Source organism: Pseudoalteromonas sp. SK18 (assembly GCF_001974855.1).
Taxonomy (GTDB): Bacteria; Pseudomonadota; Gammaproteobacteria; order Enterobacterales; family Alteromonadaceae; genus Pseudoalteromonas.
Genome location: NZ_MTQB01000010.1, coordinates 1 through 13,215 on the forward strand (window position 1 = coordinate 1; position 13,215 = coordinate 13,215).

At 43.8% G+C, this 13,215-nt stretch carries 8 protein-coding genes; all 8 read right to left on the bottom strand.

Annotated elements, in window-relative coordinates:
- Positions 1 to 163, bottom strand: a 163-nt coding sequence (locus tag BW139_RS09140; protein ID WP_246175643.1) for a GTP-binding protein, incomplete at its 3' end; no start/stop codon positions are given.
- A 63-nt stretch (positions 164 to 226) separates the two neighbouring features.
- A complete protein-coding gene (gene fusA / locus BW139_RS09145) occupies positions 227 to 2,341 on the bottom strand; it encodes an elongation factor G (protein WP_008108486.1) in 2,115 nt (704 codons plus the stop codon).
- 27 nt (positions 2,342 to 2,368) lie between these two features.
- Positions 2,369 to 2,839 (bottom strand): 30S ribosomal protein S7, encoded by a 471-nt coding sequence (gene rpsG / locus BW139_RS09150; RefSeq protein WP_010392135.1) that lies wholly within the window; start codon positions 2,837 to 2,839, stop codon positions 2,369 to 2,371.
- 97 nt (positions 2,840 to 2,936) lie between these two features.
- The gene (gene rpsL / locus BW139_RS09155) at positions 2,937 to 3,311 is read right to left on the bottom strand and encodes a 30S ribosomal protein S12 (RefSeq protein WP_002958885.1); all 375 of its coding nucleotides are present in this window, start codon (positions 3,309 to 3,311) and stop codon (positions 2,937 to 2,939) included.
- A gap of 194 nt (positions 3,312 to 3,505) precedes the next feature.
- Positions 3,506 to 7,678: a DNA-directed RNA polymerase subunit beta' gene (gene rpoC / locus BW139_RS09160; protein WP_076919438.1), complete on the bottom strand. Its 4,173-nt coding sequence runs from the start codon at positions 7,676 to 7,678 to the stop codon at positions 3,506 to 3,508.
- A 104-nt stretch (positions 7,679 to 7,782) separates the two neighbouring features.
- The gene (gene rpoB, locus BW139_RS09165) at positions 7,783 to 11,808 is read right to left on the bottom strand and encodes a DNA-directed RNA polymerase subunit beta (RefSeq protein WP_008468836.1); all 4,026 of its coding nucleotides are present in this window, start codon (positions 11,806 to 11,808) and stop codon (positions 7,783 to 7,785) included.
- A gap of 269 nt (positions 11,809 to 12,077) precedes the next feature.
- Positions 12,078 to 12,440, bottom strand: coding sequence for a 50S ribosomal protein L7/L12 (rplL, locus tag BW139_RS09170; RefSeq protein ID WP_008108465.1), 363 nt, complete (start codon positions 12,438 to 12,440; stop codon positions 12,078 to 12,080).
- A gap of 74 nt (positions 12,441 to 12,514) precedes the next feature.
- Complete coding sequence (gene rplJ, locus BW139_RS09175) at positions 12,515 to 13,009, bottom strand: 50S ribosomal protein L10 (protein ID WP_008108464.1); 495 nt, start codon at positions 13,007 to 13,009, stop codon at positions 12,515 to 12,517.
- Positions 13,010 to 13,215 lie beyond the last annotated feature (206 nt).

The following is a 13,215-nucleotide window of genomic DNA, read 5'->3' on the forward strand; positions in this document are numbered from 1 at the left end:
CTGGAGCGTTATCGATTGATGCGAAATCTTTAGCAACACCGCCGTATACTTTTGCAAGTACGTTAGTGATTGCTGCTGTTAATGTCGTTTTACCGTGGTCAACGTGGCCGATTGTACCTACGTTTACATGCGGTTTTACGCGTTCAAACTTTGCTTTTGCCATCTTAAAAAATTCCTAATAAAGAAATTAAAGTCTAACTCACTATTAAGTTAAACAAGCTAAAAATCATATTACAGCGCGAGCTGAAATTATTGTATCTGCAACCTGCTTAGAGGCTTCAGCGTACTTCAAAAACTCCATAGAGTATGAGGCACGGCCCTGTGTTGCAGATCGTAAAGCAGTCGCATAACCGAACATTTCAGAGAGTGGTACCACAGCATTAATTTGCTTAAGGCCACCAAGTGCATCTTCCATGCCTTCGATCATGCCGCGACGACGGTTTAGGTCGCCAACTACATCACCCATGTTTGCTTCAGGAGTGAGTACTTCAACCTTCATTACTGGTTCTAAAAGTGCAGGGTTTGCATCTAGCGCACCTTGTCTCATAGCCAGTGAACCTGCTATTTTAAATGCCATTTCATTCGAATCTACATCATGGAATGAACCATCATATAAAGTCGCTTTAACACCAAGTAATGGGTAGCCTGCCAGTACACCTTGAGCCATTTGCTCTTGGATACCTTTGTCTACCGCAGGGATGTATTCTTTCGGTACTGAGCCACCTACGGTTTCGTTAACGAACTCGTAAATTGGGGCTTCATCATCCGAAATATCCATCGGTTCAAGTTTAAGCCAGACGTGACCATATTGACCACGACCACCTGATTGACGTATAAACTTCCCTTCAACTTCAACAGTTGAACGAATAGCTTCTCGGTATGCAACCTGCGGCTTACCAACGTTACATTCAACACTGAATTCACGTTTCATACGGTCGACAATGATATCAAGGTGAAGTTCACCCATGCCAGAGATAATAGTCTGGCCTGATTCTTCGTCAGTTTGTACGCGGAAAGACGGATCTTCTGCCGCTAGTTTTCCTAGCGCGATACCCATTTTATCCTGGTCAGCGATTGTGCGAGGCTCAACCGCAACAGAGATAACTGGTTCTGGGAACTCCATACGCTCAAGCGTAATGATAGAGTTCGGATCACACAGTGTCTCACCTGTTGTTACGTCTTTGAGACCAATAGCCGCCGCGATGTCGCCTGCGTAGACTTCTTTGATCTCTTCACGTGAGTTTGAATGCATCTGAACGATACGACCAAGACGCTCACGCTTACTTTTTACTGGGTTATATACCGCGTCACCCTGTTTAACAGTACCAGAGTAAACACGGAAAAAGGTTAAAGTGCCAACAAACGGGTCTGTTGCAATCTTAAAAGCAAGTGCAGCAAACGGCGCTTTATCATCAGCAGGACGCTCTTCCTCAGTACCATTTTCTAAGATACCTTGGATTTGTTTCACTTGTGTTGGTGAGGGCATATATTCAACAACGCAATCAAGCACAGCTTGAACACCTTTGTTTTTAAATGCACTACCACACGTCATGGGAACAATTTCGTTCGCTAATGTGCGTTGACGCAAAGCATTTTTAATTTCTGCTTCGCTTAACTCTTCACCTTCTAAGTATTTATCCATTAGTTCTTCAGTAGCTTCAGCAGCGCTTTCAACTAAGTGAGAGCGCCATTCTTCAGCTAGTTCCTGAAGTTCTGCCGGTATTGCCTCATAAGAGAAAGTCATCCCCTGGTCTTCATCATTCCAGTTAATGGCTTTCATTTTAATAAGGTCAATAACACCTTTAAAGTCGTCTTCAGCGCCAATAGGCAGCTGGACTGGAACAGGCGTTGCTCCAAGACGAGATTTCACCTGGCTTACAACCGTTAAGAAGTCAGCGCCCGTGCGATCCATTTTATTTACGAAGATCATTCTCGGAACTTCGTATTTGTTCGCTTGACGCCAAACTGTCTCAGTTTGCGGCTGTACACCCGATGAAGCACAAAGAACAACTACCGCACCATCTAGTACACGTAAAGAACGCTCTACTTCGATAGTGAAATCTACGTGTCCTGGGGTATCAATAATATTGATGCGATGGTCGTCAAATTGCGCGTCCATCCCTTTCCAGAAACACGTTGTTGCAGCAGAAGTGATTGTGATACCACGCTCTTGTTCCTGCTCCATCCAATCCATAGTTGCGGCGCCATCATGTACTTCACCGATCTTATGAGAAAGACCTGTGTAGAACAGAACACGTTCTGTTGTGGTGGTTTTGCCTGCATCTACGTGAGCACAAATACCGATATTGCGGTAACGCTCAAGTGGAGTTGTACGTGCCATAAAATCCTCTTAAAGGTTAAGGACAGATTACCAACGGTAATGAGCGAATGCTTTGTTCGCTTCAGCCATACGGTGAACGTCTTCACGTTTCTTAACCGCAGTGCCTTTGTTATCAGCAGCGTCAACGATTTCTTGAGCTAAACGTAAGCCCATAGATTTTTCGCCACGCTTACGTGCAGCGTCTACTAACCAACGCATACCTAATGCGTTGCGACGTACTGGACGTACTTCAACTGGTACTTGATAAGTTGAACCACCAACACGGCGAGATTTAACCTCTACCTGTGGGCGGATGTTATCAAGTGCAGTTTCAAAGATTTCTAGGTGCGACTTGCCTGATTTCTCAGCAGCCACGTCTAGCGCACCATAAACGATTTTTTCAGCAGTAGATTTCTTGCCGTCTAACATTACGATGTTAACGAATTTAGCAAGAAGTTCCGATCCGAACTTAGGATCTGGAAGAATTTTACGTTGACCTATTACGCGTCTTCTAGGCATTTTGTATCTCCGGTTTATTCAGGTTTGTCCTTTTGGAACAATCACCCAAAACAATAATTAATAATATTTAGTGCTTGGCCTTACTAACGGAAAACAATTAGCCTTTAGGGCGTTTTGCACCGTATTTAGAACGAGCTTGACGACGGTCGCTAACGCCTGCACAGTCAAGTGCACCACGTACAGTGTGAAAACGCACACCTGGTAAATCTTTAACACGACCACCACGGATTAGGATTACACTGTGCTCTTGAAGGTTATGACCTTCACCACCGATGTATGAAGTTACTTCGAAACCGTTAGTTAAACGTACACGAGCTACTTTACGTAACGCCGAGTTTGGTTTCTTAGGTGTAGTTGTATATACGCGAGTACATACACCACGCTTTTGCGGACACGCTTTAAGCGCAGCTGAGTTACTTTTAGTAACCTTGCTACGACGTGGCTTACGCACTAGCTGGTTAATAGTTGCCATTTAAATAGCTCCTGAAATTAAAATTACTACTGAAAAAAATAAAAAATCCGCCCTTGTTTTACCAGCATGTTTTAAACGTGCAAGTAAATGGGTGGCGGAATTTTAATGAGCAAAGATTGACCTGTCAACCTAAACCGCTTGCAAGGCAGCAGATAACTGCCTTGCGAAACTCTAATCTATTGATTAGGTTCGGTTTATTGATTTCCAGATAAATCCGCGTTTAAAGCATCAGTTAGTGCTTGAGTTGCCTCTTCTGCACTTACCGTTTGCTCTTCAACAACGTCTTTTTGCTTACGACGAGCCATACGCTCTTGATGATACGCAAAACCGGTACCGGCTGGGATCAATCGACCCACAATTACGTTTTCTTTCAGACCGCGTAGTTCATCGCTCTTACCATTTACAGCGGCTTCAGTTAGGACACGAGTTGTCTCCTGGAACGAGGCTGCTGAGATGAAAGATTCTGTCGCTAGTGATGCTTTTGTGATACCCATTAACTGGATTTCAAACTTAGCTGGGATCTTACCTTGAGCTTCAAGGTCGCGGTTTGCGATATTAACGCGTGCCACTTCAATTTGCTCACCGGCTAAGAACTCAGTATCACCACCGTCTAGAATGATACATTTACGTAGCATTTGACGAATAATAGTTTCAATGTGCTTATCATTGATCTTAACGCCTTGCAAACGGTAAACCTCTTGCACTTCGTTAACAATGTAGTTAGCAACATGAGTCACACCACGTAGGCGTAAGATGTCATGCGGTGATTCTGGACCATCGGCGATAACTTCACCTTTAGACACTTGCTCACCTTCAAACACGTTAAGTTGACGCCACTTAGGAATCATTTCTTCGTAATGATCGCCTTCAGCTGGTGTAATAACTAAACGTTTCTTACCTTTAGTCTCTTTACCGAAGCTAATCGTACCGGTGATTTCAGCTAAAATAGCTGGATCTTTCGGCTTACGTGCTTCAAATAAGTCGGCTACGCGTGGTAGACCACCCGTGATATCACGAGTTTTCGAACCTTCTTGCGGAATACGTGCTAACACGTCACCTGGGTTTGCAATCGCGCCGTCAGTTACTTCAATCGTGGTGAATGAAGGAAGACGCGTTTCTTGCAAGCCACGCTCATCACTTTCAATGATAAGTTTCGGCTCTTTCGCATTCGCTTTAGCAAGATCTTTAACAACTACACGGGTTAAACCGGTTAGTTCATCAGTCTGTGCTTCAGTGTTTGAATCATCGATATCGCTGAACGATACTTTTGACTTATGCTCAAGAACGATTGGGTGACTATGCGGGTCCCAAGTAGCAACGATGTCGTTACCTTGAACTTCTGCATTGTCTTGCACTGTTAATACCGCACCGTAAGGTACTTTATAGCGTTCTTTCTCACGACCATAGCTATCAATGATAGTGATCTCGGTAGAACGTGAGGTAATAACAATCTTACCGTCTGTATTTAATACATATTTAGCGTTGTGAAGTTTTAATGTACCGTTTGTTTTAACTTGTACATTATTTTCAGCAGACGCTCTTGATGCCGCACCACCGATGTGGAAGGTACGCATCGTAAGCTGTGTACCCGGCTCACCGATTGACTGTGCCGCGATAACACCTACTGATTCACCCGCGTTGATGATATGACCACGTGCAAGGTCACGACCATAACACTTAGCACAAACACCAAAGTCGTTATCACAGGTGATAACTGAACGTACACGAACTTCATCTACTGAGTGCTCTTCTAAAAGGTCACACAGTTTTTCGTCAAGCATGATGTTACGCTCTACAAGTACTGTATTAGTACCTGGAATTACAACATCTTCAGCAACAACACGACCTAGTACACGTTCGCGAAGTGCTTCTACAACGTCACCACCTTCAATTAGCGGTTTCATTGTTAAGCCATCTTCTGTGCCACAATCGTCTTCATTGATTACCAAATCTTGTGCAACGTCTACTAGACGACGCGTTAGGTAACCCGAGTTCGCTGTTTTCAGTGCTGTATCGGCAAGACCTTTACGCGCACCGTGCGTTGAGATGAAGTACTGAAGTACGTTTAGACCTTCACGGAAGTTAGCCGTGATTGGCGTCTCGATGATTGAACCATCTGGACGTGCCATTAGGCCACGCATACCTGCTAGCTGACGGATCTGAGCGGCACTACCACGAGCACCTGAGTCGGCCATCATAAACACTGAGTTAAATGACGGTTGCTCTACTTCTTCACCTTGGGCATTGATAACCGTGTCTTTTGACAAGTTGGCCATCATTTCACGTGATAAGTTTTCATTTACACGTGACCAGATATCGATAACTTTGTTGTACTTTTCACCAGCCGTTACAAGACCTGATTGGAATTGTTGGTTGATTTCAGTTACTTCAGCTTCAGCTGATTCAATGATTGATGCTTTAACTGGTGGGATAACTAAGTCATCGATACCAATTGAAACACCTGACTTCATTGCATAGTGGAAACCGGTGTACATGATTTGGTCAGCAAACATAACTGTGTCTTTTAGACCAAGACGACGGTAACACTCATTAATTAAGCCAGAAATCTGCTTTTTACCTAGGGCTTGGTTGATTGACTCATACGGCATGCCTTTTGGTAAAATTAGAGACAGAATCGCACGGCCAACAGTAGTATCAATCACGGTTACAGTGTCTTCAACAACACCTTCTTCGTTTTTAACTGATTGGCTAATACGTACTTTCACTATCGCGTGAAGGTCGGCATTACCACTACGGTATGCTTTTTCTGCTTCTTTTGGATCTTTAAAAACGGCGCCTTCGCCTTTCGCGTTAATACGATCACGCGTCATGTAATAAAGACCTAATACAACGTCCTGTGAAGGAACGATGATTGGCTCACCATTAGCTGGCGATAAGATGTTGTTTGTAGACATCATTAACGCACGAGCTTCAAGCTGCGCTTCAATTGTTAGCGGTACGTGTACCGCCATTTGGTCACCATCGAAATCGGCGTTGTAGGCCGCACATACTAATGGGTGCAAATGAATCGCTTTACCTTCGATAAGCACAGGTTCAAACGCTTGGATACCCAAACGGTGAAGTGTTGGTGCACGGTTAAGTAATACTGGATGTTCACGAATTACTTCGTCTAGTACATCCCATACTTCCGCTACTTCACGCTCAACCATCTTTTTAGCTGCTTTGATTGTCGTAGCCATGCCGCGACGTTCTAATTTGCCATAGATGAATGGTTTGAAAAGCTCTAATGCCATCTTCTTAGGAAGACCACACTGATGAAGCTTAAGTGTAGGACCAACCGTGATTACAGAACGGCCAGAGTAATCTACACGCTTACCAAGTAAGTTCTGACGGAAACGACCTTGCTTACCTTTGATCATATCAGCAAGCGATTTAAGTGGACGTTTGTTAGAACCTGTAATTGCACGACCACGACGACCGTTATCAAGTAGCGCATCAACCGCTTCTTGTAACATACGTTTTTCGTTGCGTACGATAATATCTGGTGCAGCTAAATCTAGTAGACGCTTAAGACGATTATTACGGTTAATAACACGACGGTAAAGGTCATTTAGATCAGATGTCGCAAAACGACCACCGTCTAGTGGTACTAATGGACGTAAGTCAGGTGGCAATACTGGAAGTACTGTCATAATCATCCACTCAGGGTTATTACCTGATTGGTGGAACGATTCCATTAACTTAAGACGTTTAGTGATCTTTTTACGCTTAGTTTCAGAGTTAATTGTTGGTAACTCTTCACGCATTTCTGCAATTAATTGAGCAAGATCGAGTTCACGCAGTAAGTCTAATACTGCTTCAGCACCCATCTTCGCTTCAAACTCATCGCCGTGCTCTTCAAGTGCATCTAGGTATTCTTCTTCACCTAATAGTTGACCACGCTCAAGCGTTGTCATACCAGGCTCAGTTACTACGAATGATTCGAAGTAAAGAACACGTTCAATATCACGAAGCGTCATATCAAGCATTAAGCCGATACGTGACGGTAATGATTTTAAAAACCATATATGCGCAACTGGACTTGCCAGTTCTATATGACCCATACGGTCACGACGCACTTTAGTGAGTGTTACTTCAACGCCACACTTTTCACAGATCACACCACGGTGTTTAAGGCGTTTATATTTACCACATAAACACTCATAATCTTTCACTGGGCCGAAAATACGGGCACAGAATAAGCCATCGCGCTCAGGCTTGAAAGTACGGTAGTTAATAGTCTCAGGTTTCTTTACTTCACCGTATGACCATGAACGAACCATGTCTGGTGAAGCAAGACCAATGCGAATTGCATCGAATTCTTCGGTCTTATTTTGTTGCTTCAGAAACTTAAGTAAGTCTTTCACCTTAGCTCTCCTGTCGGAGTTAATCTTGAGGACGGATGTTCTCGTCCCTACATTCTATTCAGCCATAACAGATGCTGCAGCGTTAACTGCAGCATCTAATTGGCTTAATTTTCTTCCAACTCGATGTTGATACCCAGTGAGCGGATTTCTTTCAACAATACGTTGAACGATTCTGGCATACCTGGTTCCATTTTATGGTTACCATCAACGATGTTTTTATACATCTTAGTACGACCGTTCACGTCATCCGATTTCACTGTTAGCATTTCTTGTAGAGTGTAAGCAGCACCGTAAGCTTCAAGTGCCCATACTTCCATCTCACCAAAACGCTGGCCACCGAACTGTGCTTTACCACCCAGCGGCTGCTGAGTAACAAGGCTGTAAGAACCAGTAGAACGCGCGTGCATCTTATCGTCAACCAAGTGGTTAAGTTTAAGCATGTACATGTAACCTACAGTTACTTGACGTTCAAACTGATCGCCAGTACGGCCATCATAAAGTGTAACCTGACCACTTCTAGGGTAGCCGCCTAGCTCTAGCATGTCTTTGATTTCGCTTTCTTTCGCGCCATCAAATGCAGGAGTAGCAATCGGTAAACCACCTTTCAAGTTTTCAGCTAAACGACGAATCTCGTCATCAGAGAAACTAGCAATATCCACAACCTGACGAGATTCACCGATCTCATAAGCTTGTTTGATGAATGCGCGTAGCTCATGAAGCTCGCGTTGCTCTTTCATCATTTCTTCTAAGCGCTCACCAATACCGCGTGCAGCTAGACCCATATGTGTTTCAAGGATCTGACCGATGTTCATTCGCGATGGTACACCTAGTGGATTTAGTACGATATCTACCGTACGACCTTTGTCATCGTATGGCATATCTTCTACTGGTACGATAGTCGAGATAACACCTTTGTTACCGTGACGACCCGCCATTTTATCACCTGGTTGGATACGACGTTTAACAGCTAGGTATACTTTAACAATCTTAAGTACGCCTGGTGCTAAGTCATCACCTTGGGTAATTTTACGACGTTTGTTTTCAAACTTCTTATCGTATTCAGCTTTAAGCTCATCGTACTGTGCAGCTAGTTGCTCAAGTTCAGCTTGCTTGTCTTCTTCAGCAAGGCTTTGAGTTAGTAACTTTTCAGCATTCAGTGACGCTAAGTTGTCTTCATCGAAACCAGCTGCCACAAGTAACTTGCGTGCACGGTCTAAAACACCGGCTTCTAGAATACGGAACTCTTCGTTGAAGTCTTTCTTCGCTTCGCGAAGCTGCATGTCTTCAACTTCTAACGCACGTTTATCTTTTTCAACACCATCACGGGTGAAAACTTGTACGTCGATTACAGTACCAGTTACAGAGTTTGGTACACGTAAAGAGCTGTCTTTAACGTCAGACGCTTTCTCACCGAAGATAGCACGTAGTAGCTTCTCTTCTGGTGTTAATTGCGTTTCGCCTTTCGGAGTCACTTTACCTACTAGGATATCGCCGCCTTTAACTTCAGCACCAATATATACAACACCTGATTCATCAAGCTTGCCTAGTGCAGATTCACCCACGTTCGGGATATCTGCTGTGATCTCTTCTGAGCCTAATTTAGTATCACGGGCGATACACTGTAGTTCTTGAATATGAATAGTCGTTAGACGATCTTCTTCAACTACGCGCTCTGATAGTAAGATTGAATCCTCGAAGTTGTAACCGTTCCATGGCATGAATGCCACGCGAAGGTTTTGACCAAGGGCTAAGTCACCTAAGTCAGTCGAAGGACCATCTGCTAACACATCGCCACGAGTAACCGGTTCACCAACCATACAAGTCGGCTTTTGGTTAATACATGTATTTTGGTTAGAACGTGTGTACTTGGTTAAGTTGTAGATGTCGATGCCCGCTTCACCAGGGATGCGTTCTTCTTCATGTACATTAACAACGATGCGACTTGCGTCGGCATACATTACTTCACCACCACGTTTTGCAACAATCGTTACACCAGAATCTTTCGCTAGTGTTAACTCAATACCAGTACCTACTAACGGTTTGTCCGCTTTCAATGTTGGTACTGCTTGACGTTGCATGTTTGAACCCATCAATGCACGGTTAGCATCATCGTGTTCTAGGAACGGGATAAGTGCGGCCGCTACAGAAATCACCTGTTGTGGTGATACATCCATATATTGCTGGTCCATGCGACCCATAAAGGTTGATTCACCTTTGTGACGACATGGAATAAGTTCATCTACAAACTCATTGGTTTCAGTTAAGTTTGAGTTCGCCTGTGCGATAACAAACTGACCTTCTTCAATGGCTGATAGGTAATCAACTTCATCAGTTACTACACCGTCTACCACTTTGCGGTAAGGTGTTTCTAAGAAACCGTAGTCATTGGTACGTGCATACGTAGACAATGAGTTAATTAGACCGATGTTTGGACCCTCAGGAGTCTCGATTGGACATACGCGACCGTAGTGAGTTACGTGAACGTCACGTACTTCAAAGCCAGCGCGTTCACGAGTTAGACCGCCCGGACCTAATGCAGAAATACGACGCTTGTGCGTTACTTCTGATAGCGGGTTATTTTGGTCCATAAACTGTGATAACTGAGACGAGCCGAAGAACTCTTTAACTGCTGCCGAAATAGGCTTAGCGTTAATAAGATCTTGTGGCATTATCGCATCTAGGTCACCTAAGCTTAAACGCTCACGTACAGCACGTTCTACACGTACTAAACCTACACGGAATTGGTTCTCAGCCATTTCGCCAACACTACGTATACGACGGTTGCCTAAGTGGTCTATATCATCAACATCGCCAACACCGTTACGAATAGCAATCAATACTTTCATAACCGCTACGATGTCTTCTTTGCTTAATGTGCCAGGGCCTGTGTCTGAATCGTAACCAACACGGCTATTGAACTTCATACGACCTACTGTTGATAAGTCATAGCGTTCTTCTGAGAAGAATAAGTTCTCAAATAAGGCTTCAGCCGCGTCTTTCGTCGGTGGCTCGCCTGGGCGCATCATGCGATAAATTTCTACTAGTGCTTCTAAACGGTTGCTTGACGAGTCAATGTTCAATGTATTTGACATGTAAGCGCCGCTGTCCACTTCATTGATGTATAACGTATCAATAGTAGTGTGACCGGCTTTAACCAATTCAGCCATCATTTCAAGCGTTAGCTCGTCATTCGCAGTAGCAATGATTTCACCTGTTGATTCATCAACATAGTTCTTCGCTAATACACGGCCGATGATGTACTCATGTGGTACTTCTAATTGCTTAATGCCTTTTTTCTCGATGCTCTTGATGTGACGAGCCGTAACACGACGACCACTTTCAACAAGGACTTCACCGTCTTCGCTCTTGATATCAAAAGCGGCAGTTTCACCACGTAAACGTGAAGGTACAAGTTCCATAAGAACTTTACCGTCTGCAATTTCAAACGCAGTAGTATCGAAGAAGATATCTAAGATTTCTTCACTCGTGTACTCAAGTGCACGTAAGATGATAGACGCCGGTAATTTACGACGACGGTCAATACGTACATACAAGTTATCTTTTGCATCAAATTCGAAGTCTAACCATGAACCACGGTAAGGAATTACACGTGCGTTATAAAGCACTTTACCTGACGAGTGAGTTTTACCGCGGTCGTTATCAAAGAATACACCAGGGCTACGGTGTAGCTGAGAAACGATAACACGCTCTGTACCATTGATTACAAAAGTACCGGTATCGGTCATGAGCGGAATTTCGCCCATGTAAACTTCTTGCTCTTTAATGTCTTTAACTGTGCCTGGAGCTTCTTTGTCCATTACTACAAGACGCAGTTTCACGCGAAGTGGAGCAGAATAAGTCACACCGCGAATTTGACATTCTTTTACATCGAATACTGGCTCACCAATACGATAACTTACGTATTGAAGCTCAGAATTTCCCGAGTAGCTTTTAATTGGGAACACAGAACGGAAGGCAGCTTCCAAACCATGATCGCCATCAGCGTCCGGGACTAAGAATTTTTTAAACGATTCTAACTGTGTTGACAGTAAGAAAGGTATATCCAAAACTTGTGGACGTTTACCAAAATCCTTACGGATACGTTTCTTTTCAGAATAAGAGTAAGCCATGGGGTTCCTCAGCTTGCTGATCTTTGACCCGACCTGTTCTTGTAAGAACAGACTTAACTGGCATCTATGCCAAGATGTACAACATTTAACTGTTGTTCCAACTTAATCCCACCTCAACACTAGCAAACTATAAAGCGTTGAAATTAAAGAATAAATCAGATTTTATTTGCGCTATAAGAATAGTCGCTCTATAGCGCAAAAAGGCCGGTGATTAAATAATCACCAGCCCTTGCCTGATTTCTCAGGCAGCGAACCTAGCAAAAGCTAGATTACTTAACCTCAACTTCAGCACCAGCTTCTGTAAGGTCTTTAGCAAGAGCTTCAGCTTCTTCCTTAGAGATACCTTCTTTAACTGGAGTTGGAGCAGCTTCAACTAGAGCTTTAGCTTCTTTTAAGCCAAGACCAGTTGCGCCACGTACAGCTTTGATTGCCGCAACTTTATTAGCGCCAGCGCCAGTAAGGATTACGTCAAATTCTGTTTTCTCTTCAGCAGCTTCAGCAGCAGGACCTGCTACCATAGCAGCTGCAGCAGTTACGCCGAATTTTTCTTCCATTGCTTCAACTAGAGCAACAACGTCCATTACTGACATTTCAGCAATTGCGTCAAGGATTTGGTCTTTAGTTACAGACATTACAAATTTCCTAATAATTAACGGACTCTAAGGTCCAAATAAATTTACACCGAAAGGGATTAAACAGCTTAAAATTAAGCAGCTTGCTCTTCTTTCTGTACACGTACTGCTTCAATTGTTTTACACAATTTACCAGCAGACGCTTCTTTCATAGCGCTCATTAAGCGTGCAACAGCTTCGTCGTATGTAGGTAGAGTTGCAAGCATAGCTGCATCTACTACATTACCTTCAAAAGCGGCCGTTTTAAGCTCAAATTTCTCATTCTTTTTCGCGAAGTCTGAAAAGATACGCGCAGCAGCACCTGGGTGCTCTGATGAGAAAGCGATTAAGCTTGGACCAACAAATGAATCAGATAGGCATTCAAAGTCTGTTCCTTCAAGAGCACGTTTAGCTAGAGTGTTACGGACAACTTTCATCCAAACACCCGCTTCGCGAGCTTCTTTACGAAGGGCAGTGATTGCACCAACTGTTACACCACGAGAATCTGCAACTACTGCAGATAGAGCACCAGTGGCTGCTTCGTTGACTTCAGCAACAATTGCCTTTTTGCCTTGAAGATTTAAAGCCATGGGTGTTACTCCTGGTTTAATGGGTTGCCGTACATCGGCTTCCCTGTTTTACTCTTCCCCATCAATAAAGATGGAGATGCTTTTTACGGCGAGAGCCAGAAGATTAGGAAAAATCTATCTGGGGATTCACACCGTCTACGTAGGTAATATTAAGGCCGAAGCCGCCTACGGTCTTGGACGGAAGCCCAATTTATCGCGTTGCCCGA

Coding starts and splice junctions, on each gene's coding strand:
- fusA (WP_008108486.1), bottom strand. CDS start 2,341: ATGGCACGTACAACTCCACTTGAGCGTTACCGCAATATCGGTATTTGT.
- rpsG (WP_010392135.1), bottom strand. CDS start 2,839: ATGCCTAGAAGACGCGTAATAGGTCAACGTAAAATTCTTCCAGATCCT.
- rpsL (WP_002958885.1), bottom strand. CDS start 3,311: ATGGCAACTATTAACCAGCTAGTGCGTAAGCCACGTCGTAGCAAGGTT.
- rpoB (WP_008468836.1), bottom strand. CDS start 11,808: ATGGCTTACTCTTATTCTGAAAAGAAACGTATCCGTAAGGATTTTGGT.
- rplL (WP_008108465.1), bottom strand. CDS start 12,440: ATGTCTGTAACTAAAGACCAAATCCTTGACGCAATTGCTGAAATGTCA.
- rplJ (WP_008108464.1), bottom strand. CDS start 13,009: ATGGCTTTAAATCTTCAAGGCAAAAAGGCAATTGTTGCTGAAGTCAAC.